We start from the raw sequence: 24,412 nt of genomic DNA on the forward strand, positions 1-24,412 counted from the left end.
GGGGCGCGACGGCATTGCGCCAGCAGCGGCGTTCGCGCTGCCTGCCGTGTGGAACCGGCAGACTCCTCTCACCACTCACTTCGTTTCATGCAGCCCCTCAACATCTACAACACGCTCGCGCGTGAGAAACAGCCATTCGTGCCAATCGAACCCGGCAAGGTCCGCATGTATGTCTGCGGCATGACCGTGTACGACTATTGTCACGTCGGCCATGCGCGCGTGATGGTGGTGTTCGACATGGTGCACCGGTGGCTGCGCGCCGCCGGCTACGAGGTGACCTATGTGCAGAACATCACCGATATCGACGACAAGATCATCCGCCGCGCTGCCGAAAACGGCGAGACCATCGGCGAGCTGACCACGCGCTTCATCCAGTACATGCACGAGGACGCCGCCGCGCTGGGCGTGATCCGTCCCGACCACGAGCCGCGCGCTACCGACTACGTGCCGCAGATGCTCGACATGATCGGCAAGCTCGAGGCCAGGGGCCTGGCCTACCAGGCCAGCGACGGCGACGTGAACTACTCGGTGCGCAAGTTCGACGGCTACGGCAAGCTGTCCGGCAAGTCGCTGGAAGACCTGCGTGCCGGCGAGCGCGTCAGCGCCAACGATGCCAAGCAGGACCCGCTCGACTTCGTGCTGTGGAAATCCGCCAAGGCTAGCGAGCCGCCCGAGAGCAAGTGGGACTCGAAGTGGGGCGCCGGCCGCCCGGGCTGGCACATTGAATGCTCTGCGATGAGCTGCGCACTGCTGGGCGAGCATTTCGACATTCATGGCGGCGGCGCCGACCTGCAGTTCCCGCACCACGAGAACGAGATCGCGCAGTCCGAAGGCGCCAGCGGCAAGCCCTTCGTCAACCTGTGGATGCACAACGGCTTCGTGCGCATCAACGACGAGAAAATGTCCAAGTCGCTTGGCAATTTTTTTACCATCCGCGAGGTGCTGAAGGCGTACGACGCCGAGGTCGTGCGCTTCTTCATCCTGCGCGCGCACTACCGCAGTCCGCTGAACTACAGCGACGCGCACCTGGACGATGCGCGCCACGCGCTGACGCGCCTGTACACGGCGCTCAAGGACAGCCAGCCTGGCGGCTGCGCGGTGGACTGGGACGAGCCGCACGCGAAGCGCTTTGCCGAGGCCATGGGCGACGACTTCAACACGCCGATCGCGATGTCGGTGCTGTTCGACCTGGCCAGCGAGATCAACCGCACCGGCTCGACCGCGGCGGCGCGCCAGCTCAAGGGGCTGGCCGGCACGCTGGGCCTGCTCGAGCGTGACCCGCATACCTTCCTGCAGGGCGGCAAGTCCGACGACGGCCCGTCGCCGGACGAGATCGAGAAGCTGATCGCGGCGCGCAAGGCCGCCAAGGCCGAGCGCAACTTCGCCGAGGCGGACCGCATCCGCGCGCAGCTGCTGGAAGCGGGCATCGTGCTGGAAGACAAGCCGGGCGGTGCCACCGAGTGGAGGCGTGCTTGAACGCTGCCGCGCGCAAGCCCGCCACCGCCTCGCCGCCCGCCGCCGCGGGCCGGGCGAAGGCGGCCGGCCCGCGCCCGGCCAAGGCCGGCGCCAGGGAGGCGCCGCTGCCCGACGGCAAGGACACCAGCATGCCCGCGCGCAACGCCAGGTCGGTGCTGCCCGAGGCGCAGGCGGTGCCGCTGCCGGTCGAGACCGTGGCCGACACGGTCCGACCCGCCTACTGGGACGAGGCCTGCGCGGACCTGATGAAGCGCGACCGCATCCTGCGCAAGATGATCCCGACCTATGGCCCGGCGCACCTGGTCTCGCGCGGCGACCCGTTCGTCACGCTGGCGCGCGCGGTGGTGGGCCAGCAGATCTCGGTCAAGGCGGCGCAATCGGTGTGGGAACGCCTGCACGCGGTGTGCCCGCGGCTGGCGCCGGCGCAGTTCCTGCGCGCCGGTCCGGAGAAGCTGGCGGGCTGCGGCGTGTCCAGGCGCAAGGCCGAATACCTGATCGACCTGGCCGGGCACTTCAAGGCCGGTACCGTGCATGTCGCGCAGTGGGCGCAGATGGACGACGAGGCCGTGATCGCCGAGCTGACGCAGATCCGCGGCATCGGCCGCTGGACCGCCGAGATGTTCCTGATGTTCAACCTGATGCGGCCCAATGTGCTGCCGCTCGACGATGTCGGCCTGATCAACGCCATCTCGACCAACTATTTCAGCGGCGAACCGGTCACGCGCAGCGAGGCGCGCGAGGTGGCGGCCAACTGGGAACCGTGGCGCACCGTGGCCACCTGGTATATGTGGCGCAGCCTCGACCCGTTGCCTGTGACGTATTAAGCATCGCAACAACAAAATTTAACGGCGGGTGCAGTCCGGGCTATCTGGCAGGCGCTAAGATAGCGGCCAATTTCCGGTAGAATGCGCCCCTTCACAGACAGGTACGTGTGATTTTATGAAAACCACCTTCCTGGATTTTGAGCAGCCCATTGCCGAACTCGAGGCAAAGATCGAAGAACTGCGCTTCGTGCAGGACGATTCGGCTGTCGATATTTCCGAAGAGATTTCGCGGCTGGCCGGCAAGAGCCAGCAGCTGACCAAAGACATCTATGCCAACCTGACCCCGTGGCAGGTTGCGCAAATCGCCCGCCACCCCCAGCGTCCCTATACGCTGGACTACGTGCGCGAGATCTTTACCGATTTCCACGAGCTGCACGGCGACCGCACCTTTGCCGACGACCTGTCGATAATCGGCGGCCTGGCGCGCTTCAATGGCCAGTCGTGCATGGTGATCGGGCACCAGAAGGGCCGTGATACGAAAGAGCGCGCCATGCGCAATTTCGGCATGCCCAAGCCCGAGGGCTACCGCAAGGCCAAGCGCCTGATGGAGCTGGCCGACAAGTTCGGGCTGCCGATCTTCACCTTCGTCGACACCCCGGGCGCGTTCCCCGGCATCGATGCCGAAGAGCGCGGCCAGTCCGAGGCCATCGGCCACAACCTGTATGTGATGGCCGGCCTGAAGGTGCCGCTGATCGCCACCATCATCGGCGAGGGCGGTTCGGGCGGCGCGCTGGCGATTGCCGTGGGCGACGTGGTGCAGATGCTGCAGTTCGCCACCTACGCGGTGATCTCGCCGGAAGGCTGCGCCTCGATCCTGTGGAAGACCGCCGAGAAGGCGCCGGAAGCCGCCGAGGCGCTGGGCCTGACTGCGCACCGGCTGAAGGCACTGGGCCTGATCGACAAGATCGTGAGCGAGCCGCTGGGCGGCGCGCATCGCGACTACAAGGGCATGGCGGCAATGCTCAAGCGCTCGCTGGCCGAGTCGCTGCGCCAGTTCCAGGGCATGAGCGTGAAGGAATTGCAGGCGCGCCGCTACGAGCGCCTGCTGGCCTATGGCAAGTTCAAGGAAACCGGCGCCCAGGACTGACCCGTCCTCCCGGCTGACCGACAAGGTCGCACAGGCCCTGCAGGCCGGTGCGGCCTTTGTTGTTTCTGGCGCTGCCGCGGCGGCCGCGCCGACGGTCGCGGTGGCGCTGTCGGGCGGGCGCGACTCGGTCGCGCTGCTGCATGCCGCATGCGCGGCGGTGGCGCGGGCGGGCGACAGCGCGCGCGTGGTGGCGCTGCATGTCCACCATGGCCTGCAGGCCGAGGCCGACGACTGGGATCGCTTCTGCGCCGCACTGTGCGCGCAGTGGCAGGTCGGTTATTTCGTGAGGCGCGTGTCGGTGCGGCCGGCGGCGGGCGAGGGCGTCGAGGCCGCCGCGCGCCGCGCGCGCTATGCCGCGCTGGCGGCGATGTGCACCGACAGCGGCGCGCGCCTGCTGCTGTTTGCCCATCACCAGGACGACCAGGTCGAGACCGTGCTGCTGCGGCTGTTCCGCGGCGCCGGCGTGGCCGGCATGGCCGGCATGCCGGCGATGCGCCCGCTGGATCCGCGCAGCGGCGTGATGCTGCTGCGCCCGTGGCTCGATGTTCCGCGCGCCGGCATCGAGGCCTACTGCGCTGCCAACGCGCTGCAGTGGGTCGACGATCCGTCCAATGCCGACGACCGCTATGCGCGCAACGCGTTGCGCCAGCACCTGCCGGCGCTGCAGGCGGCGTTTCCGGCGCTGGCGGTCAATGTGGTGCAGGCGGCCGCGCATTTCGCCCAGGCCGGCGCGCTGATCGACCAGCTTGCCGCCACCGCGCTGGCGACGCTGGCGCGTGCCGGCCGCGACCCCGACACGCTGTCTGAACTCGACCTGCCCGGCCTGCGCGCGCTGCCGGCGGCGCAGGCCGATGCGGTGCTGCGCCTGTGGCTGCGCGACCTCGGCGTGCGCGCCCCGTCCACCGCGCGGCTGGCGGCGATGCGCGAGCAACTGATTGCGCATGCCGGCGGCGAGCCGGCCATCGCGCATGAAGGCCTGGTGCTGCGCCGCTTCCGCGAGCGCGTGCTGGCCTGCGTGCCGCCGCCGGCGCAGGCGCCCGAGCCGGTGCTGCTGGACTGGCGCGGCGAGGCCCGCATCGTCGTGCCGGCTTGGCGCGGCGAACTCCATTTCTTCCGTGACGACACCTTCGGCGTGCCCGAAGCGGTGTTGCGCCAGCCCTTGCGCCTGGCCGCGCGGCGCGGCGGCGAGCGCATCGTGCTGCGCCCCGGCGGCCCCGCGCGGGCGCTGAAGCAGGCGTGCCAGGAGGCCGGCATTCCGGCCTGGCGCCGGGCCTGGCTGCCGCTGCTGTGGGCCGGCGACACGCTGGTGCTGGCCGCCGGGCTGGGCATGCATCGCCGCTGGCCAGATGCCGCGCCGGCGCCGCGCTGGCGCGTGGCATGGCAGCCGCAGGCGCCGGCATCACATCCGATCTGCCGCCCATAGTCCCCGCGCGCCTTGCCTGACCGGGCCGCTTCGTGTATTTTCAAGGGCTTTGCACAATCGCTGGCGTCGACAAGAAGATGGCTCTCATCGTTCACAAATACGGCGGCACTTCGATGGGTTCCACGGAACGCATCAAGAATGTCGCCAAGCGCGTGGCCAAGTGGCACCGCGCCGGTCACCGCGTAGTCGTGGTGCCTTCGGCCATGTCGGGCGAGACCAATCGCCTGCTGGGACTCGCCAAGGAAATTTCGCCCCAGCCCGATCCGCGTGAACTGGACATGCTCGCCTCCACCGGCGAGCAGGCCAGCGTGGCGCTGCTGGCGATCGCGCTGCACGGCGAGGACATCGACGCCGTCAGCTACACCGGCTGGCAGGTCCCGGTGAAGACCGATTCGTCGTACACCAAGGCCCGCATCGAATCGATCGACGACGAGCGCATCCTGGCCGACCTCGACGCCGGCCGCGTGGTGGTGATCACCGGCTTCCAGGGCATCGACGACGAGGGCAACATCACCACGCTGGGCCGCGGCGGCTCGGACACCTCGGCGGTGGCGATCGCCGCCGCGATCGAGGCCGACGAGTGCCTGATCTACACCGACGTCGACGGCGTCTACACCACCGACCCGCGCGTGGTCGAGGACGCCCGCCGCCTGGACCAGATCACCTTCGAGGAAATGCTGGAAATGGCCAGCCTCGGCTCCAAGGTGCTGCAGATCCGCTCGGTCGAGTTCGCCGGCAAGTACCGCGTCAAGACCCGCGTGCTGTCGTCGCTGACCGACCCGCTTATGCCGCTCGAGCAGGAAATGCACTCGGGCACGCTGATCACTTTTGAGGAAGAAGACTCCACCATGGAAGCCGCTGTCATCTCCGGCATCGCCTTTGCCCGCGACGAAGCCAAGATCACCGTCCTGGGCGTGCCCGACAAGCCCGGCATCGCCTACCAGATCCTGGGCCCGGTCGCCGACGCCAATATCGACGTCGACATGATCATCCAGAACCAGTCCGTCGACGGCAAGACCGACTTCACCTTCACCGTGCCGCGCGGCGAGTACCAGCGCGCGCTGGCCATCCTGAACGATGGCGTGAAGGCGCACATCGGCGCCGGCAGCGTGTCGGGCGACCCCAAGGTGTCGAAGGTGTCGGTGGTGGGCGTGGGCATGCGCTCGCACGTCGGCATCGCCAGCAAGATGTTCCGCACGCTGTCGGAAGAGGGCATCAACATCCAGATGATCTCCACCTCGGAAATCAAGATCTCGGTGCTGATCGACGAGAAGTACATGGAACTGGCCGTGCGCGCGCTGCACAAGGCCTTCGAACTGGAACAGGCGTGATCCGTTCGTAAGCATTTCTGGCGAGGCCGCAAAATTTGTGTTGAGTCATCGATTTTTCATTGACCAACACGGGCGGCATCGCTAGAATACGCGCTTCGTTGTGTGGCTCCCTCACACAACGCAAGTTTGGGAGACGTGGCCGAGAGGTCGAAGGCACTCCCCTGCTAAGGGAGCATCCGGGCCAAAACCTGGATCGAGGGTTCGAATCCCTCCGTCTCCGCCAATGACAACCGTCCTTGGCGGCGGAACCCCGGAAGATCGCGGTCTTCCGGGGTTTTGTTTTTTGGGCCCGCGCTGCGCCTCGCGCACCGTCGGTTATCCGTCCGTTGATTCCCTTCATTCCGTCGCCCCGGCGCGCTCCAGATTCATATTGAGCATCGGCTTTGCCGGTGCCAGAATTCCCTGCATGCGGGACGTGGCGCCGGCAGCTGGCCGGAGCGCCGCGCGGCGATGGCAGGACGGAGCGGGATGCACATGGACCGGGAACTGCTGCACCAGGCGTCGGAGGGTTCGGTACTGTTCGCGGATGTCAGCGGCAGTACGCGGCTCTATGAGCGCGCGGGCAACGCCGCCGCCCTTGCCGCGGTCGGCCGTTGCATCGGTGCGATGAAGTCCTGTTCCGAGGCCTCGCAAGGCCGGCTGGTCAAGACCATCGGCGACGAGGTGATGGTGCTGTTTCCCTGCGCCGAGCAGGCGTTGCAGGCGGCATTGGACATCCAGCGGGCGGTTGCCGAGTTGCCGCCCGTGGCCGGCTTCACCATGTCGTCCCACATCGGCTTCCACCATGGCCCGATCCTGTCCGACGCGTCCGGCGATGTCTTCGGCGATGCCGTGAACCTGGCCGCGCGGCTGTCCGGCCTTGCCGCGCGCGGCCAGATCATCACCAGCAAGGACGCGGTCGCGGACCTGCCCGCGCCGCTGCGCCAGATGACGCGCTACCTGTACCCGATCCACGTGCGCGGCAGGGCGCAGCCGGTCGAGTTGTACGAGGCAATCTGGCAGCAGGCCACCGACTTGACGCTGATTGCGGGATTCAAGGAGCCGCCGGCGCATGCCGCCTTTCTGACCTTGCGCTACCGGGACACCGTGGTCGAGATGAACGCGGTCTCGGCGCCTGTCACCATCGGCCGGGACGCCGGCATGACCATCGTGGTGTCGGACCGTCTCGCGTCGCGGTTCCAGGCCATGGCCGAGCCGCGCGCCGGCCGCTATGTACTGATCGACAGGAGCTCGAACGGCACCCATGTCTGCATGGACGGTGCCGAGCCATTCATATTGCGCCGCGATGAGGTCACGCTGAGGGGGCATGGCTGGATCGGGTTTGGCCAGTGGACGGGGCCGGGCGCGGAGTGCATCGAGTTCGCCCTGCAGGTCGACAAGACCGGTGCGGCGCGATAGCCGGAATTCGCATGGAAACGGCCGGGACAGACTACAGCGGCAGTGTGAGCCACGAATGAACACCCCGGAAGACCACGGTTTTTCCGGGGTTTTTGTTTTTGGCGGCGCCTGCATCGGGCGGCCATGCCTGTTGGTAACGCGTCTCGCAGCATTGTTCCGGCTCTGGAACACTGTGTTTGCCTGAAACAGGCTTCTGCAATCTCGAAGCGCTGCTATCGTCTTGTGCCGTGATCAAAACAAAGCGGTGGTGCCGCCAGTTCCGCAGGCGCTGCCCGACATAGACGGATGTCAGTGAAGAAAAACACATTGTCAGGGGGGCTGCCGCGCGCGGCTCTGGTATCGATTGCGGCTGGCCTGCTGGCGCTGCCGTCCGCGGCCGGCGCGGCGGGATTCTCGATGCAGGCGGGCTATGGACGCGACAACCGGCACGGCGTGGAGAAATACGAAGTGTCGGCGCGCTGGGACGAGATCGTGCAGTGGCAGCTGTCGAACCGGCTGGCGCTGGCGCTGGACGGCGAGGTCAACGTTGCCAACTGGCGCGCGCTGTCGTCGCGGCCGTCGAGCCAGCTGACCGAGTTCGGCGTGTCGCCGATCTTCCGGCTCAGCTATGCGGGCGAACATGTCACGCCGTTCGTCGAGGCCTCGGTGGGCCTGCGCGTGCTGAGCCACACCGAGATCGCCGGCGGCCACCGCATGGGCTCGGCGTTCCAGTTCTCCGACATGATCGGCGTGGGCGTCGCCTTCGGCAAGGCGCAGCGGCTCACCATCGGCTACCGCTTCCAGCACCTGTCCAACGCCGGCATCAAGGACCCGAACCCCGGCACCAACTTCAGCATGGGCTACGTGCGCTACCGCTTCTGACCGTTGGCGGCATCGTTCCAGCCGCAGGACGCTGCATCGCAATCCCGCCGCCTACCGCGCACCCGCGGCGGCACCTATCATCGCTGCATGGATCATTGCCGGCCGGCGTGGCCGGCATTCTCGGAGATCGACATGAAGCGCATTCTGGGTGTCTACAGCGCACCGCGTCCGCACTGGGTCGGGGATGGTTTCCCGGTGCGGTCGATGTTTTCGTACACCAGCCACGGCAAGCAGCTCAGCCCGTTTCTGCTCCTGGACTACGCCGGCCCGGCCGAATTTACGCCGACGCAGCGTCCGCGCGGCGTGGGCCAGCATCCGCACCGCGGTTTCGAGACCGTTACCATCGTCTACAAGGGCGAGGTCGCGCATCGCGACTCGACCGGGCAGGGCGGGGTCATCGGCCCGGGCGACGTGCAATGGATGACGGCGGGCGCCGGCATCCTGCATGAAGAGTTCCACTCGCCCGCGTTTACGCAAAGCGGCGGCGCGCTGGAGATGGTGCAGCTGTGGGTCAACCTGCCGGCGCGCGACAAGATGGCCGCGCCCGGCTACCAGGCCATCGTCGACCGCGATATCCCGGCGGTGCCGATGCCCGACGGCGCCGGCACGGTACGCGTGATCGCGGGCGAGTACGCAGGCAAGCGCGGCCCGGCACGCACCTTTACGCCGATGCATGTGTGGGACATGCGCCTGAACCAGGGCGCGGGCACGCGCGTGGCGCTGCCCGACGGCTGGCATACCGCGCTGGTGGTGCTGCGCGGCAAGGTCACGGTCAACGCCGAGGCCACCGTGCGCGATGCCGAGATGGTGGTGCTGGATGGCGCCGGCGATGCGGTCAGCATCGAGGCCGGCACCGATGCGGTGGTGCTGCTGCTCAGCGGCGAGCCGATCGACGAGCCCATCGTCGGCCACGGCCCGTTCGTGATGAACACCGAGGCGGAGATTGCCGAGGCGTTCCGCGACTTCAGCAGCGGCCGCTTCGGCAGCATGGCCGCGGGCCGGCAGTAGGAAGCTGCAGCAAGCACGCGGTAGCGGGCGCAACGCCCGCTACCGCCGGGCCGCCTCAGGCGAGCGTGAAGGTCGGCACCGGCGCGCCGCCGTCGCTGGGCGAGAACCTGACCTGCACCTTCTGGCCGATCCGCACCGTGTCGAGATCGCAGTCGACGATATGGGTCATCATGGTGACGCCTTCGTCCAGCTTGACGTAGGCGATGCAGAACGGGTTGGGGCCGGCGCGGCGCGTCACGCTGTAGGTGTAGATGGTGCCGCGGCCGCTGGCCTGCTGCCACGAGGTGGTGCCCATGCAGAACGGGCACAGCACGCGCGGATACCAGTGCGGCTTGCCGCAGTCGTCGCAGACCTTGACCAGCAGCTTGCCCTCGCGCGCGGCCTGCCAGAACGGCAGGTTGTCGGGCTGTTCGTCGGGCGCCTTGTAGACGGCGGGGATGTGTGGGGTCGTCATGTCAGTGCTCCCGCGCTTTATTCACGTTCAAGGATCAGGGTGGCGCTGCCGTGGCGCGAGCCCAGGTAGCCGCCGGTGCCCTGCGCCAGCGCGAGGTCGCAGTTGGCGACCTGCACCGCGGGGTGGGCCTCGCCGCGCAGCTGGCGCACGGCTTCGATGACCTTGGTGATGCCGCCGCGGTTGGCCGGGTGGTTGTTGCACAGTCCGCCGCCATCGGTATTGAACGGCAGCTTGCCGACGCCCGAGATCAGGTTGCCGTCGGCGACGAACCTGCCGCCTTCGCCTTTCTTGCAGAAGCCCAGGTCTTCCAGCTGCATCAGCACGGTGATGGTGAAGCTGTCGTAGATCGACGCGTACTTGATGTCGGCCGGGGTCACGCCGGCTTCGGCAAACGCGCTCGCACCCGAGAAGCGCGCGCCGGACCAAGTCAGGTCGACTTCGCCGCCGAGCTGGCCCTTGATGTATTCGCCGGCGCCGCGGATCTTCACCTTCGGCCGCCGCAGCGTGGCGGCGATCTCGGGGCGCGCCACCACCAGCGCGCCGCCGCCGTCAGAGACCACGCAGCAGTCGAGCTTGTGCAGCGGGTCCGAGATCATCGGCGAGTTCAGCACGTCTTCGACCGTGACCACGTCGCGCAGCATGGCGTGCGGGTTGTGCTGGGCGTGGTGCGACGCCGCCACCTTGACCCACGCCAGCTGCTCGGCAGTGGTGCCGTACTCGTGCATATGGCGCATCGCTGCCATCGCGTACAGGTTGACCGTGACCGGGCTGAACGGGCTCTCGAACGGCTGGTCGGGCAGGTTGGCGCCCCAGTTGCGCGCCTGCGTGCCGGTCGAGCCTTCCGAGCGCGGCCGGCCCGCCAGCGTGATCAGCGCGACGTTGCACTTGCCCGCGGCGATCGCCTGCGCGGCGTGCGAGACATGGACCAGGTAGGCCGAACCGCCGGTATCGGTGGAATCGACATGGCGCACCTTCAGGCCGAGGTAGTCGACCATGTTGACCGCGCCCAGCCCGGGCGCGTCGCCGGCGCAGAAATAGCCGTCGACGTCGGCCAGCGTCAGGCCGGCATCCTGCAGCGCGCCCTTGGCGCTCTCGGCGTGCAGCTGTGCCACGGTCTTGTCGGGTGCCTTGCGGGTCGGGTGCTCGTAGGCCCCGACGATGTAGGCCTTGCCGTTGATGCTCATCTGTTCTCCTTCGGTGCGTCAGGGGTGCCAGCGTGGGGCGGGGCAGGCGCGGCGATGCTGGCACGGCGATCCCGAGAGTATTGCGTAGCTTGCCCGCTGCGTTGTATTCGGAAGTGCCGAAGGGTGTATTCGGTACGGCAGGGAGCCCTGCATCCAGGCCGGGCGCAAGGCACTTGCAGCGCGAACGATTGCAGCGACCGCTACAATCTGCGCTGGATATTCCTGAATCTGGACGAAAAGGATCGATGACCTACATCGTTGAAGCGGTGGACGAGGCCCTGGGCCTGCTGATGCTGGTGGCCGAGCACCCATCGCTGGGCGTGACCGAGCTGGCACGGCGCGCGGGACTGACCAAGGCGCGCGCGTTCCGCCTGCTGACCACGCTCGAGCACCGCGGCCTGATCGCGCGCGAGTCGCCGGCGGCGGTCTACAAGCTCAGCTACAACGCGCTGCTGGTGGGCAATGCCGCGCGCGAACAGTTCGACCTGGTCAAGCTGGTGGGCCCGCGGCTGGCGGCGATCGGCGCGGCCTGCGGCGAAAACGTGATCGTGCGCGTGCGCGACGGGCTCGAGTCGGTCTGCGTGGCGCGGCACGAGTCGACCCAGTCGGTGCGCGTGCATACCGAGATCGGCAACCGCCGGCCGCTGCATGTGGGGGCCTCCGGCAAGCTGCTGCTGGCCTTCGCCGCACCCGAGCTGGTGGATGCCGTGCTGGCGCAGCAGCTGGAACGCTTCACCGCCAAGACCATCGTCGAGCCGCAGGCGCTGCGCGAGGAACTGGCGGCGATCCGTGCCGCCGGCTATGCGGTCTCGGTCGGCGAGCGCGACGTCGACGCCGTCTCCGCCGCCGCGCCGCTGCGCGACCACAGCGGCGCGGCGGTGGCGTCGCTGAGCATCGCCAGCCCGGCCAGCCGCACCACGCAAGAGGCGCTGGACAGCCATGTGGCGATGGTGGTGGCCGAGGCCGCCAACCTGTCGCGGGCACTCGGCTACACCGGTGGCTGAGCCCGATACGAGTGCGACCCAAGCGCGGCCACGTCCCGCGCACTTCCCGTCCCAAACGGCGCTTCGGCGCCGTTTTTTTTTGCCTTGTGCGCGCCTCGGGGGTAAACCCTGCTTAACGACATGGGTGTCGATGTCTTATTCTTCGATACACGGTATCACTGAATGAAACAAAGTTTCGGCAAACGAACCACCCCACCATGCCCAACCCTGCCGTCAACCTGGCGTCGCGCCTTTCCGTCGCCATCCTTGCTGCCGCAACGCTGCTCGCCGGCGCGAACACCGCGAACGCTGCGAACGCCGCGAACGCCGCCGATCTGCGCATCGGCTACAAGGCCGAGATCAGCGCCGCCGATCCCCATGTGCTCGACGCCGCCGGGCGCAACCTGTGGGGCCATGTCTACGAAACCCTGGTTGGCCTGGACAACGCGCTGCGCCCGGTGCCGCTGCTGGCCACCGCCTGGCGCCAGCTCGACGACCGCACCTGGGAGTTCCAGCTGCGCCCCGGCGTGCGCTTCAGCAATGGCGAGCCGTTTACCGCCGACGATGCGCGCTACTCGATCGAGCGCGCGCTGAAGCTGCCGGGCGCGCGCACCTTCCGCACCTACCTGAAGTCGGTGGCGGCGGTCGAGGTCACCGGCCCGCTGACCCTGCGCGTGCGCACGCGCTCGCCCAACCCGGTGCTGCCGCAGAACGTGGGCATGGTGGCGATGCTGCCGCGCTCGCTGGGCGCGGGCGTGCGCGAGGCCGATTTCGCCCACGGCAATGCCGCGATCGGCACCGGCCCGTACCGGCTGGTGGCGTGGGAGCATGGCCAGCAGCTGACGCTGTCGCGCAATCCGGGCTACTGGGGCGGGCCGCAGCCGTGGCAGCGGGTGGTGTTCCAGTTCATCCCGAAGGAGCCGGCGCGGGCCTCGGCGCTGCTGTCGGGGCTGGTCGACGTGATCGACGCCTCGTCGGCCAGCATCGCCGAGGCCTTTGCACGCACCAACGGCCGCATCCGCGTGGTCTCCGCCACCTCGTACATGCTGAACTACCTGCAGCTGGACCAGGCGCGTGCGGTCTCGCCCTATGTGCAGGACCATGCGGGCCAGCCGCTGGCGGCCAACCCGTTGCGCGACGTGCGGGTGCGGCAGGCGCTCAGCCTGGCGATCGACCGCGACCTGATCGCCGCGCGCGTGACCAAGGGCGATTCCGTGCCGGCCGGGCAGATGGTGCCGCAGGGCTTCTTCGGCTTCGCCCCGGCGGTGCCGGCGCCGCGCGCCGATGTGGAGCAGGCGCGCCGGCTGCTGGCGCAGGCCGGCTATCCGCAGGGCTTCCGCCTGACGCTGCACTGCCCCAACGACCGCTACCTGAACGACGCCAAGACCTGCGAGGCGGTGGGGCAGATGCTGACCCGCGCCGGCATCCGCACCGAGGTGCGCACGCTGCCGTATTCGGTCTATATCACCCGCGCCACCTCGGGCGGCGCCGGCGGCAAGCCAGAGTTCAGCGCCTTCCTGCTCGGCATCGGCGCGGTCAGCGGCGATTCGCTGGAGCCGCTGGTGGCGGTGGCGCACTCGCAGGACAAGGCTGCCGGCCTGGGCGCCAACAACCGCAGCGGCTATGCCAACGCGGCCGTCGACGAACTGATCGGGCAGGCCATGCACACCATGGCGCCGGCCCCGCGCGAGCTGGCGCAGCAGGGCGCGGCGCAACGGCTGGCGGCCGACGCCGGCATCGTGCCGCTGCACCACCTGCGCGCCGCCTGGGCCTATCGCGACGGGCTCGCGGTGCAGCCGCGCAGCGACGGCTTCACCTATGCCGGCAATATCCGCCCGGCGCCGCCGGCGCTGCCGCAACGTTGACCGCGCCCCTACGTATCCGCATCCCACCGGCTTCCTACCATGCTTGAAACCTTACTCAAACGGCTGCTGCAGAGCATCGCGGTGCTCTGGATCATGTCGGTGCTGACGTTCTGCGCGGTCAACCTGATCGGCGACCCGGTGCACCTGCTGGTCAGCCCGACCGCCACCGAGCAGGAGATCACCGAGGCGCGCCATGCGCTCGGCCTGGACCTGCCCGTGCCGCAGCAGTACCTGCGCTTTCTGAAGGGCGCGCTGCACGGCGACCTCGGCGACTCCTTCGTCTACAACCGGCCCGCGATCGAGCTGATCGTCAGCCGCGTGCCGGCGACGCTGGAACTGGCGGTGACGGCGCTGCTGCTGTCGCTGGGCATCGGCATCCCGATGGGCGTCTATGCCGGCCTGAAGCCGCACAGCCGGCTGGCGCGGATGCTGATGGCGGCCTCGCTCGGCGGCGTGATCATGCCCACTTTCTGGATCGGCATGATCGGCATCCTGGTGTTCTCGGTGAACCTGGGCTGGCTGCCGTCGGGCGGGCGCGGGCCGGTCAGCACGGTGCTGGGCGTGCCGCTGTCGGTGACCAGCTGGGAGGGCATCCGCTTCCTGCTGCTGCCGGCGCTGACGCTGTCGCTGTTCAAGATCTCGCTGGTGGCGCGGCTGACCGAGGCCGGCACGCGCGAGGTGGCGGGGCAGGAGTACATCAAGTTCGCCCGCGCCAAGGGCGTGGGCGGCGCGCGGCTCGTGCTGCGCCACGTGGTGCCCAATGTGCTGATCCCGATCGTGACCGTGGTCGGGCTCGAGTTCGGCCACCTGATCGCGTTCTCGGTGGTGACCGAGTCGGTGTTCTCGTGGCCCGGCATGGGCAAGCTGATCATCGATTCCGTGCTGGCGCTGGACCGCCCGGTGGTGGTGGCCTACCTGCTGGTCACGCTGCTGCTGTTCGTGGTGCTGAACCTGGTGGTCGACCTGCTGTACGTGGTGCTCGACCCGCGCCTGCGGCACAAGGCGGCCTAGCCCTTGCCGCCTCCATTCCCCGCTATCGAAGATTGAATACCGAAGACCGAGACCGAACCGATGTCCCTGCCTCTATCCGAAAACGATGACGCCGTGCCCGCGCTCCCCACGCTCGCGCCGGCGCCGGCCGCCGCGCCGCCGGCACGGCCTTCGCTGCTGCGGCGCTTCTGCGCCAACCGCGTCGCCGCCGCCGCGCTGGCCTTGCTGCTGGTGCTGCTGCTGGTGGCCGTGCTGGCCCATGCGCTCAGCCCGCAGAACCCGTATGACCTGGCCACGGTGTCGGTGATCGATTCCGAGCTGCCGCCCGGCAGCACCGGCTATGAAGGCCGGCCGCACTACTGGCTCGGCACCGACGGCGCCGGGCGCGACCTGCTCAGCGCCATCTTCTACGGCATCCGCATCAGCGTGGGCGTGGGCGTGATCAGCGCGGTGGTGGCGCTGATGGTAGGCAGCGCGGTCGGGCTGGCCGCGGCGTACTTCGGCGGCGTGGCCGATGCCGCGATCATGCGCGTGGTCGACCTGCAGCTGAGCCTGCCGGCGGTGCTGGTGGCGCTGATCCTGCTGGCGGTGCTGGGGCAGGGCGTCGACAAGACCCTGCTGGCGCTGGTGATCGTGCAATGGGCCTATTTTGCCCGCACCGTGCGCGGCGCGGCGCAGGTGGAGCGGCGCAAGGAGTATGTCGAGGCCGCGCTGGGCCAGGGGCTGCCGGCGCTGCGCGTGATGTTCCGCCATATCCTGCCCAACTGCATGGCGCCGCTGGTGGTGACCGGCACGCTGCAGATCGCGCATGCGATCACGCTCGAGGCCACCATGAGCTTCCTCGGCATCGGCCTGCCGCGCACGCAGCCGTCGCTGGGCATGCTGATCGCCAACGGCTTCGAATACATGCTGTCGAACAAGTACTGGATCAGCGTGTTCCCGGGCGTGGCCCTGGTGCTGCTGATCGGCTCGATCAACCTGGTGGGCGACCGCCTGCGCCGCGTGCTCAACCCGCGGCTGGAAGCGTAAGGAGCCCGGCATGGCACTACTGGAAGTTTCCGGACTGAGCACCAGCTTCGCGTTCGCGCACGGCGCGGTGAAGGCGGTCGACGGCGTGTCGTTCACGCTGGAGCCGGGCGAGATCCTGGGGATCGTGGGCGAATCGGGCTCGGGCAAGTCGGTGACGGCGTTCTCGCTGATGAACCTGCTCGATCCGCCCGGGCGCGTTACCGGCGGCTCGGTGCGCTTCAAGGGGCAGGAGCTGCTGGCGTGCTCGCCGCGCCAGTGGCAGGCGCTGCGCGGCGACCGCATCGCCATGGTGTTCCAGGACCCGATGATGTCGCTCAACCCGGTCATGCGCGTGGGCGACCAGCTCGCCGAGACCGTGCTGGTGCATCACCGCCGCACCCGTGCGCAGGCGCATGCGCAGGCGCTCGATGCGCTGGCGCGGGTCGGCATCCCGGCGCCGCAGGAGCGCATGCGCGCCTATCCGCACGAGCTGTCCGGCGGCATGCGCCAGCGCGTGGCGATCGCCAATGCGCTGATCAACCGGCCCGACCTGATCATCGCCGACGAGCCGACCACCGCGCTCGACGTCACCATCCAGGCGCAGATCCTCTACGAGATGAAGCAACTGGTGCGCGAGACCGGCGCCGCCGCGATCTGGATCAGCCACGACCTTGCCGTGGTCAAGGACCTGGTCGACCGTGTCTGCGTGATGTACGCGGGCCGGGTGGTGGAGCAGGGCCCGGTCGATGAACTGATCAGGCGGCCGCTGCATCCGTACACGCGCGGCCTGCTCGATTCGCTGCCGACGCCGGCGATGCGCGGCGCCACGCTGCGCGCGATTCCGGGCGCGGCGCCGGCACTGGCCGCGCTGCCGCCAGGCTGCGCCTTCGCGCCGCGCTGCCCGCGCGCACGCCCGGCGTGTGCGCAGATCCCTGTCGAAACCACTGTGCGCGGCCGCACGCTGCGCTGCTTTTATCCCCTGGAGGCGGCATGACGGTCATGCTCGAAGCGCACAACCTGCAGAAACGCTTTCTGCTCAAGCCCGGCCTGCTCGCGCGCATGGCCGGCAAGCCGGCGCAGGCGGTGCATGCGGTCAACGATGTCTCGCTGCAGGTGCGCCAGGGCGAGGTGCTGGGCGTGGTCGGCGAGTCCGGCTGCGGCAAGTCCACGCTGGGACGCATGCTGGCCGGCCTGCTGCCGCAGACCGGCGGCGAGATCGCGTGGCAAGGCCAGCGCGCCGACATCGCTTCGGCAGCCTATCACCGCGCGGTGCAGATGGTGTTCCAGAATCCTTATGCGTCGCTGAACCCGCGCCTGCGCATCGGCCAGGCCATCACCGAAGGCGCGGTCTACCACGGCCTGATCAAGCGTGCGCGCGCCGCCGCGGCCGCCGGCGAGCTGCTGCAGCAGGTCGGGCTCGATCGCGGCTATGCCGAGCGCTATCCGCACGAGTTCTCCGGCGGCCAGCGCCAGCGCGTGGCGATCGCGCGCGCGCTGGCGCTGCACCCGCGCCTGCTGATCTGCGACGAGGCGGTGTCCGCGCTCGATGTCTCGGTGCAGGCGCAGATCATCAACCTGTTTATGCAGCTGCGGCGCGAGCACGCGCTGACCTATGTCTTCATCAGCCACAACCTGGCGGTGGTGGAGCATATGTCCGACCGCGTGGTGATCATGTACCTGGGCCGCATCGTCGAAAGCGGCCCCGCGCGCGAGGTGTTCGCCGCGCCCAACCATCCCTATACCCGCGCGTTGCTGGCCGACGCGCCGCGCCTGGGCGCCAGTCCGCCCGCGCACCAGCCCATCCGCGGCGAGCTGCCCAGCCCGCTGGCGCCGCCTGGTGGCTGCGCCTTCCATCCGCGCTGCCCGCACGCGAGCGCGCGTTGCAAGACACAAGTGCCGCTGCTGCGCGATATCGGCGGACGCCTGTCCGCCTGCCATTTGAATGACTAGATAGCCGCGGCCCGGCGCGGCGCGCTCACGCTCCCGGTCGAACCCGATCGAACGGTCCCATCCCGCCCGCGCGGGATGGGCGGGTGCGTGCGCGCTGCGCGGGCAGCACACGCGGCAGTCGGACCACAGAGGGGGATTTCTTGCATGACAGACCACGACAGGGGAGCAACAGCATGAACGGTATCCACACCCGGCGCGCACTCGCACGCGCCTGCCTCGGCGGCGCGCTGGCGCTGTTGTCGGCCGCGGCCGGCGCCACGGTGACGCTGTACGGCCGCATCGACACCGACATCGAATACCAGAAGGGGCCCGATGGCCGCGCCACGCAGATCGCCGACAACGCCTCGCGCTGGGGCCTGCGCGGCAGCGAAGAGCTGGGCGGCGGCCTGCGCGCGGCATTCGGCCTGGAGCAGGGCTTTGGCGCCGACAACGGCGTCGCCACCAACCCGCAGTTCCGCCATGCCTTCGTCGGCCTGCAGGGCGGCTTCGGCGCGATCGCGCTGGGCCGGCTCGATTCGGCGACGATCGTCGGTTCGCCGATCTATTCGCAGGTGACGCAGAACATCGACTTCGCCATCCACGATGCGGGCGCCACCGCGATCGGCACCAAAGTGCTGAATGCGCGCAACCGCGTGTCGAATGCGCTGGGGTATATGACGCCGAGCTTCGGCGGCTTCTCGCTGCGCGCGCGCATGAACCTGGCGGGGCCGGATGCGAGCACGCCCAATACCCGGCCGCCGCTGCAGGCGGAGGACGATTTCCGCCAGTTCGACCTGGGCCTGAACTACGCCGCCGGCAAGTTCGCCGCAGGCCTGGGCTATTCGCGCGATGCCAAGAGCGGCGGCCTGGTGGCCAACGATTTCCGCGACAAGGTGCAGGCGGTGGCTTCGTACGACTTTACCGTGGTCAACCTCTACGGCATCGTCGGGCGCGACCGCTACGCCGGCACCGCGACCACGCGTACCGACGTGCCGTACTGGCTGGTCGGCTTCTCGGTGCCGTACGGCGCGCACAAGCTTACCGTCAACTACATGCAGCGCGCGGTGCAGCGCGACCCGCAAGGCCGGCTGAGCAAGGTGCAGGCCGGCTACGGCTACAGCCTGAGCAAGCGCACCATGCCCTATGTCTTCTTCGACCGCGAGGATCCCAACTCGCACAAGTCCGGCGACACCGTGACCACGGTGGGCGTCGGCATCCAGCACAAATTCTGACCATGACGCTTCCGTATTCGCTGACTGAACCGGCCGGGCCGGCGCTGCCGCTGGTGGTGGATTCCCCGCACAGCGGCCTGCTGCATGCCGAGACCCTGCCGCTGGCGGCACCGCCCGAGGCCCTGCTGTCGGGCTGGGACGCCTATGTCGACCAGCTCTTCGCGCATGTGCCGCGGGTGGGCGGCACCTTGCTGTGCGCGGACTTCCCGCGCTGGCTGGTCGACGTCAACCGCGCCCGCGACGATATCGATCCCGACCTGATCGACGGCGCCATGCCTTACGAAGTGCGCCCCAGCGACAAGTCCGGCCGCGGCATGGGCGTGCTGCGCCGGCTGGCGCTGCCGGGCGTGCCGGTCTATGCCGCGACGCTGTCGCCGCATATGGCGGAATACCTGCTCAGGACCTACTACGATCCGTACCACGCCGCGCTGTCCGGCCTGCTGGCGCAGCACCATGCGCGCTGTGGCGCGGTCTGGCACCTCGACTGCCATTCGATGAAGTCGCGCGGCAATGCGATGAACATCGACAACGGCGCGGCGCGGCCAGATTTCGTCGTCAGCAACGGCGACGGCGCGACTTGCTCGGCGGGATTCGTCGAACTGGTGGCGGAGTGCCTGCGCAGCCTGGGCTATGAGGTGGCGGTCAACTGGCCGTACAAGGGCGCGCAGCTGATCCGTGCCTATGCCGATCCGGCGCGGCAGCGCCACAGCCTGCAGATCGAGATCAACCGGGCGCTGTACATGGACGAGGCCACGCTGGCGCAGCATGAAGGCTTTGCCGTGCTGCGCGGCCATCTCGACGAACTGCTCGAGCACGTCGCTGCGTATATCCAGACCGAACTGCGCCACACCGAACTGCGCCGCTGAGCGCAGGCGCGCTTACACCACCTTGCCGGGATTCATCAGCCCGAGCGGGTCCAGCGCGCCCTTGATCGCCCGCATCATGGCGAGCTCGACTTCGCTCTTGTAGTGCCGGTTTTCCTCGCGCTTGAGCTGGCCCAGGCCGTGCTCGGCCGAGATCGAGCCGTTATGCGAGCGCACGCTGTCGTGCACGATGCGGTTGACCTGGTCCTGGTGCGCCAGGAAGTCATCGTGGTCGACGCCTTCGGGCGGCGCCACGTTGTAGTGCAGGTTGCCGTCGCCGAGATGGCCGAAGGTGACCATGCGCGCGCCGGGAAAGGCGTTCTGCAGCAGCGCGTCGGTACACTCGATAAAGTCCGCGACGCGCGAGACCGGCACGGCGATATCGTGCTTGATGTTCTTGCCGTCTTCCACCTGCGCCAGCGGAATATGCTCGCGCAGGTTCCAGAAGTCGCGCGACTGCTGCACCGATTCGGCCACCACCGCGTCGGCGACCACGCCGGCGTCGAACGCGGCCGACATCATGGTCTCGAAGATGCCGCGCGCATGGGCTTCGCTTTCGCTGTCGGACAGCTCCAGCAGCACCAGCTGCGGATGCATCTCCGCGAACGGATAGCGCAGCTGCGGGAAGTGCCGCGTCACCAGCGTCATGCTGAGCGCGGACATCAGCTCGAAGCCGGTCAGCATGGCGCCGGCGTGCGACTGGGCGATGGCCAGCAGCGCCAGCGCGGCGCGCGGGCTCTGCACCGCGGCCAGCGCCGTGACCGACGCACGCGGCAGCGGGAACAGCTTCATCACCGCGGCGGTGATGATGCCCAGCGTGCCCTCGGCGCCGATAAACAGGTCGCGCAGGTCGTAGCCGGTATTGTCCTTGCGCAGGCCGCGCAGCCCGTGCCAGGTTTCGCCGGAGGGCGTCACCACTTCCAGCCCCAGGCACAGTTCGCGCGTGTTGCCGTAGCGCAGCACCGCGGTGCCGCCGGCATTGGTCGACAGGTTGCCGCCGATGGTGCAGCTGCCCTCGGCCGCCAGGCTCAGCGGAAACAGCCGGCCGTGCTCGCGCGCGACCTCTTGCAGCTGCTGCAGCACCACGCCGGCCTCGACCGTGATGGTGTTGTTGAGCGGATCGACCTGGCGGATGCGGTTGAGCCGCTGCAGCGAGATCACCACCTGCGGCGCCCCCGCCACCGGCGTGGCGCCGCCGCACAGGCCGGTGTTGCCGCCCTGCGGCACCACCGCGATCCGGTGCGCGTGGCAGGCATGGACTACCTCGGCGACTTCCGCGGTGTTGCCGGGGCGCAGCACCGCCAGCGCCTCGCCGCGATAACGCTTGCGCCAGTCGGTCAGGTACGGCGCCTGGTCGGCCGCATCGGTCAGCACGTGCTGCGGGCCCAGCGCGGCGCGGCACAGTGCGAGGAAGGAGTCTTGAGGCGAGGTCATGGCGATGGGTGGACGCGGTTCAGGACTTGGGCGCGGCCTTGGCGGCGGCGCGGGCGCGGCGCTTGTACGGGCGCAGGTAGAGGATGGTGCTGGTGAAGAACACCAGCGTCAGCGCCACCTCTACCCACGCCAGCGTGGACGAGGGCGCGCGGTCGCTGGTGGCGCGCACGATGCCCTCGGTGAAGAACAGCAGGATCAGCATCGACGACCACTGCATGGTGTAGCGGTTGCGCGAGAGCACGCCGCGCAGCGGCAGCAGCAGCGGCAGGAACTTGAGGATCAGCCACGAGCCGCCGGGCCGCAGCGGCGCGAGGAACCATTCCCAGGCAATGCACAGCACCAGCAGCGCTAGCAGGCTGCCCACGCTGAGCCGGTACAGCCACGGGCTGTGCAGGGCCTGGTCGCTGTCCGCGGCGGCGGTCATGCCTGCGCTCCGGCCAGGCGCAGCGCGGTCTGCGCCAGCCGGCGGCCCATCGCCATGGCCAGCGCGGATTCGTCTTCGGTGACGGGGCCGCGGTTGTCGCCGTGGGCATGGTGGCTGGGACCGTAGGGCGTGCCGCCGGAGGCCGTCGTCATCAGGCCCTTCTCGGAATAGGGCAGGCCCAGGATCAGCATGCCGTGGTGCAGCAGCGGCAGCATCATCGACAGCAGCGTGGTCTCCTGCCCGCCGTGCAGGCTGCCGGTGGCGGTGAACACGCAGGCGGGCTTGCCGGCGAGGGCGCCCGACAGCCACTGGGCCACGGTGCCGTCGAGGAAGTACTTCACCGGCGCGGCCATGTTGCCGAAGCGGGTGGGGCTGCCCAGCGCCAGCCCGGCGCATTCCTCCAGATCGCGCAGCTCGGCATAGGGCGGGCCGTCGGCGGGGATGTCCGGCGCGGTGGCCTCGCACACGGTGGAAACCGGCGGCACCGTGCGCAGGCGGGCCTGCGCGCCGGGGACGCTGTCGATGCCGGTGGCGATCAGTTCGGCGAGCTTGCGGGTGCTGCCGTGGCGGCTGTAGTACAGGACGAGGATCTCGATCATGGAGCGGGACGGCCGGCGCTGAGAGGATGGTGAAAGGGCGGTGCGCGGAGGATGCCGGCAACAATGCGCGTATTATAGATGCGCCCCCCACGCCATCTGCCGATGGCCTCGTGCCGCGTGCGCTGCGGGGCCCGCACGTCGAACCCTCAACGCTCGACCAACCATCCGACCAACCCGATCCAGGAGCTTGCTTGCGCATGATTGGAGCCCGCGTCGCCCGCCTGCGCCGGGAATGGAACCTGCAAAAGGTGCGTGCCCTGGCGCGCTACGCGCTGCGCCGCGCCGCCGAAGACCGGCTGCCGCAGGTCTCGGCCAGCCTGACCTTCACCACCGTGCTGGCGGTGGTGCCGGTGCTGACCGTGGCCTTCGCGCTGCTGGCCGCGTTCCCGGTGTTCCGCGACTTCCGCAATGCCATCGAGGCATTCCTGTTCCAGAACCTGATTCCCGGCAACGTCAGCGAATCGATCCAGCGCTATCTCGGCATGTTCGCCAAGAGCGCGCGCGGACTGACCGCGATGGGCCTGGCCGGGCTGATGGTGACCTCGGTGCTGACCATGCTGACGGTGGAAGACGCGCTCAACGCGATCTGGCGCGTCAAGCAGCGCCGCCCGCTGGCGCAGCGGGTGCTGGTGTTCTGGGCGGTGCTGACCTTCGGCCCGGTGCTGATCGGCGCGAGCCTGTCGATCAGCTCCTACCTGATCTCGATCTCGGCCGGCTATGTCGGCACCATGCCGGTGGGGCTGGGACTGCTGGTGGGCGCGGCGCCGGTGCTGCTGTCGGCGCTGGCCTTTGCCTTCCTGTACACGGCGGTGCCCAACGCCTATGTCGAGTGGCGCGATGCCATCGTGGCCGGGCTGGTCGCGGCGGTGGCGTTCGAATTCGCCAAGCGCGGCTTCGGCTATTTCATCACCGAGATCCCGGCCTACACCGCGGTCTACGGCACCTTCGCCGCGCTGCCGCTGTTTCTGCTGTGGATCTACCTGAGCTGGCTGGTGACGCTGCTGGGCGCGACCATCGCCGCCAACCTGCCGGTGATCCGGCAGGGCTACTGGCGCCGCCGCAGCTTTGCCGGCAGCGAGTTCTTCGACGCGCTGGGCGTGCTGCTGCTGCTCTACCGCGCCCGCGACGAAGTGCCGCGCAGCGTCGGCGAACTGGACCTGAGCCGCAAGCTGCGGGTCGAGGCCGACTACCTGTCGAGCCTGCTGGACAAGCTCAAGGCCATGCACCTGGTTGGCCGGCTGCAGCAGGAGCGCGGCCAGGCCCACTGGGCACTGCTGTGCGACCCGTCGCAGGTGACGCTGCGCACGCTGCATGACCGGCTGGTGCTGAACCTGCCGCGGCTGCCGCGCACTGCGCTGGCGCAGCATTTGCGCGGGGCCGAGGCGCTCAAGTCGATATTGGACAATCCGCAGCTGGATCAGACGCTGGAGGCGGTGTTCCGGCAGCAGCCGGTGGATTTGCCGCCGACGGCCGGCGATGGCGACGGGCAGCGACCGCGGCGTGCGCTGGAGGTGGTGCCGCCGGGGTGGCATGGACAGGTTTGAATGATTGGTTAGACGTCAGACGTTGGCGTTGTTGAGTGGTCGCTGTTTGTGACATGCTGTCGGCTGTTGAAATGCATTGTTCCGCCCTCCTGGGCGGAACCACGCGGTTCAAGCGCCGACAGCATGTCACCAACAGCGACCACCCCAACAAGGGCCAAGCCCCGCCCCCTTCAAAACGGAATCCTCCCCCGCCAGATATCGGCATACATCACCCAATCCCCCATCAGGCTATAAACGGGATGCCGGAACGTAGCCGGCCGGTTCTTCTCGAACCCGAAGTGCCCGACCCAGGCAAACGCATAGCCCGCCACCATCGCAGCGAGCAGCCACCACCAATTGCCGGTCACGACCAGCGCCACCAGGCACAGCAGCGCCACCGTCGAGCCGGCAAAATGCAGCCGCCGGCAGGTCCGGTTCTGGTGCTCGCTCAGGTAGTACGGATAAAAGGCTGCAAAATTCTCGAACTCGCGCGCGCTGGTGTGGGCCATGGCTGTC

The 24,412-nt window shown here is 68.7% G+C and carries 24 protein-coding genes and 1 tRNA gene; 19 read left to right on the forward strand and 6 right to left on the reverse strand.

From position 1 onward, the window contains the following. The first annotated feature begins 87 nt into the window (after positions 1-87). The 10 genes from cysS (at position 88) to A2G96_RS07160 (ending at position 9,408) form a co-directional block, all read left to right on the forward strand. Entirely contained in the window at positions 88-1,476 is a 1,389-nt protein-coding gene (gene cysS / locus A2G96_RS07120; protein ID WP_062798072.1) for a cysteine--tRNA ligase, read from the forward strand. Next, positions 1,473-2,300, forward strand: coding sequence for a DNA-3-methyladenine glycosylase family protein (locus tag A2G96_RS07125; RefSeq protein ID WP_062798074.1), 828 nt, complete (start codon positions 1,473-1,475; stop codon positions 2,298-2,300). Before cysS ends, A2G96_RS07125 begins: the two co-directional genes overlap by 4 nt. Positions 2,301-2,415: 115 nt before the next feature. Continuing rightward, positions 2,416-3,387 (forward strand): acetyl-CoA carboxylase carboxyltransferase subunit alpha, encoded by a 972-nt coding sequence (locus tag A2G96_RS07130; RefSeq protein ID WP_062798076.1) that lies wholly within the window; start codon positions 2,416-2,418, stop codon positions 3,385-3,387. Continuing rightward, positions 3,353-4,810, forward strand: coding sequence for a tRNA lysidine(34) synthetase TilS (gene tilS / locus A2G96_RS07135; protein WP_417926425.1), 1,458 nt, complete (start codon positions 3,353-3,355; stop codon positions 4,808-4,810). Before A2G96_RS07130 ends, tilS begins: the two co-directional genes overlap by 35 nt. Before the next feature lie 77 nt (positions 4,811-4,887). After that, positions 4,888-6,141, forward strand: a complete 1,254-nt coding sequence (locus A2G96_RS07140) for an aspartate kinase (RefSeq protein WP_062798081.1) — start codon at positions 4,888-4,890, stop codon at positions 6,139-6,141. 129 nt (positions 6,142-6,270) lie between these two features. Next, a tRNA-Ser gene (locus A2G96_RS07145) sits at positions 6,271-6,364 on the forward strand. Between the two features lie 245 nt (positions 6,365-6,609). Further along, a complete protein-coding gene (locus tag A2G96_RS07150) occupies positions 6,610-7,539 on the forward strand; it encodes an adenylate/guanylate cyclase domain-containing protein (RefSeq protein WP_082818867.1) in 930 nt (309 codons plus the stop codon). Positions 7,540-7,594: 55 nt separating this feature from the next. Next, positions 7,595-7,723: a hypothetical protein gene (locus A2G96_RS34250; protein ID WP_257733267.1), complete on the forward strand. Its 129-nt coding sequence runs from the start codon at positions 7,595-7,597 to the stop codon at positions 7,721-7,723. 101 nt (positions 7,724-7,824) lie between these two features. Next, the gene (locus A2G96_RS07155; protein ID WP_062798083.1) at positions 7,825-8,400 is read left to right on the forward strand and encodes an acyloxyacyl hydrolase; all 576 of its coding nucleotides are present in this window, start codon (positions 7,825-7,827) and stop codon (positions 8,398-8,400) included. Between the two features lie 132 nt (positions 8,401-8,532). After that, positions 8,533-9,408, forward strand: a complete 876-nt coding sequence (locus tag A2G96_RS07160; protein WP_062798085.1) for a pirin family protein — start codon at positions 8,533-8,535, stop codon at positions 9,406-9,408. A 55-nt stretch (positions 9,409-9,463) separates the two neighbouring features. Here A2G96_RS07160 and A2G96_RS07165 read toward each other — a convergent pair whose 3' ends face one another. Then, positions 9,464-9,862, reverse strand: coding sequence for a Zn-ribbon domain-containing OB-fold protein (locus A2G96_RS07165; RefSeq protein ID WP_062798087.1), 399 nt, complete (start codon positions 9,860-9,862; stop codon positions 9,464-9,466). A gap of 17 nt (positions 9,863-9,879) precedes the next feature. Then, on the reverse strand, positions 9,880-11,046 hold the full coding sequence (locus A2G96_RS07170; RefSeq protein ID WP_062798089.1) for a thiolase domain-containing protein: 1,167 nt from the start codon (positions 11,044-11,046) through the stop codon (positions 9,880-9,882). A 245-nt stretch (positions 11,047-11,291) separates the two neighbouring features. Between A2G96_RS07170 and A2G96_RS07175 the strand changes: the two genes are divergently transcribed. From A2G96_RS07175 to A2G96_RS07210, 8 genes are all read left to right on the forward strand, one after another. Then, positions 11,292-12,050, forward strand: coding sequence for an IclR family transcriptional regulator (locus A2G96_RS07175; protein ID WP_062798091.1), 759 nt, complete (start codon positions 11,292-11,294; stop codon positions 12,048-12,050). A 197-nt stretch (positions 12,051-12,247) separates the two neighbouring features. Then, on the forward strand, positions 12,248-13,894 hold the full coding sequence (locus tag A2G96_RS07180; protein WP_062798093.1) for an ABC transporter substrate-binding protein: 1,647 nt from the start codon (positions 12,248-12,250) through the stop codon (positions 13,892-13,894). Between the two features lie 39 nt (positions 13,895-13,933). Next, on the forward strand, positions 13,934-14,905 hold the full coding sequence (locus A2G96_RS07185) for an ABC transporter permease (protein WP_062798096.1): 972 nt from the start codon (positions 13,934-13,936) through the stop codon (positions 14,903-14,905). A gap of 60 nt (positions 14,906-14,965) precedes the next feature. After that, a complete protein-coding gene (locus A2G96_RS07190; protein ID WP_062798098.1) occupies positions 14,966-15,913 on the forward strand; it encodes an ABC transporter permease in 948 nt (315 codons plus the stop codon). A 10-nt stretch (positions 15,914-15,923) separates the two neighbouring features. Then, entirely contained in the window at positions 15,924-16,886 is a 963-nt protein-coding gene (locus tag A2G96_RS07195; RefSeq protein WP_062798100.1) for an ABC transporter ATP-binding protein, read from the forward strand. Then, positions 16,883-17,842 carry an ABC transporter ATP-binding protein gene (locus tag A2G96_RS07200; protein ID WP_062798102.1) on the forward strand — a complete coding sequence of 320 codons (960 nt, stop codon included), beginning with the start codon at positions 16,883-16,885 and terminating at the stop codon, positions 17,840-17,842. Before A2G96_RS07195 ends, A2G96_RS07200 begins: the two co-directional genes overlap by 4 nt. 173 nt (positions 17,843-18,015) lie before the next feature. Then, on the forward strand, positions 18,016-19,053 hold the full coding sequence (locus A2G96_RS07205) for a porin (RefSeq protein WP_062798104.1): 1,038 nt from the start codon (positions 18,016-18,018) through the stop codon (positions 19,051-19,053). 2 nt (positions 19,054-19,055) lie between these two features. Beyond that, a complete protein-coding gene (locus A2G96_RS07210) occupies positions 19,056-19,919 on the forward strand; it encodes an N-formylglutamate amidohydrolase (RefSeq protein ID WP_062798106.1) in 864 nt (287 codons plus the stop codon). Positions 19,920-19,931: 12 nt separating this feature from the next. Here the strand turns inward: A2G96_RS07210 and A2G96_RS07215 are convergent, their stop codons facing one another. The 3 genes from A2G96_RS07215 to wrbA are packed head-to-tail and all read right to left on the reverse strand — an operon-like array spanning position 19,932 to position 22,373. Then, positions 19,932-21,350, reverse strand: a complete 1,419-nt coding sequence (locus A2G96_RS07215) for an FAD-binding oxidoreductase (protein ID WP_062798107.1) — start codon at positions 21,348-21,350, stop codon at positions 19,932-19,934. Between the two features lie 19 nt (positions 21,351-21,369). Continuing rightward, complete coding sequence (locus A2G96_RS07220; protein ID WP_062798108.1) at positions 21,370-21,774, reverse strand: DUF2069 domain-containing protein; 405 nt, start codon at positions 21,772-21,774, stop codon at positions 21,370-21,372. Next, complete coding sequence (gene wrbA, locus A2G96_RS07225) at positions 21,771-22,373, reverse strand: NAD(P)H:quinone oxidoreductase (RefSeq protein ID WP_062798111.1); 603 nt, start codon at positions 22,371-22,373, stop codon at positions 21,771-21,773. The genes A2G96_RS07220 and wrbA overlap by 4 nt, the downstream gene beginning before the upstream one ends. Positions 22,374-22,570: 197 nt before the next feature. Here wrbA and A2G96_RS07230 point away from each other — a divergent pair, with 197 nt between their 5' ends. Further along, positions 22,571-23,917 carry a YihY family inner membrane protein gene (locus tag A2G96_RS07230; RefSeq protein ID WP_025582191.1) on the forward strand — a complete coding sequence of 449 codons (1,347 nt, stop codon included), beginning with the start codon at positions 22,571-22,573 and terminating at the stop codon, positions 23,915-23,917. Positions 23,918-24,087: 170 nt separating this feature from the next. Here the strand turns inward: A2G96_RS07230 and A2G96_RS07235 are convergent, their stop codons facing one another. Then, positions 24,088-24,405 carry an Mpo1-like protein gene (locus A2G96_RS07235; protein ID WP_062798113.1) on the reverse strand — a complete coding sequence of 106 codons (318 nt, stop codon included), beginning with the start codon at positions 24,403-24,405 and terminating at the stop codon, positions 24,088-24,090. Positions 24,406-24,412: the final 7 nt, after the last annotated feature.

It is taken from the genome of Cupriavidus nantongensis (assembly GCF_001598055.1).
GTDB lineage: Bacteria > Pseudomonadota > Gammaproteobacteria > Burkholderiales > Burkholderiaceae > Cupriavidus > Cupriavidus nantongensis.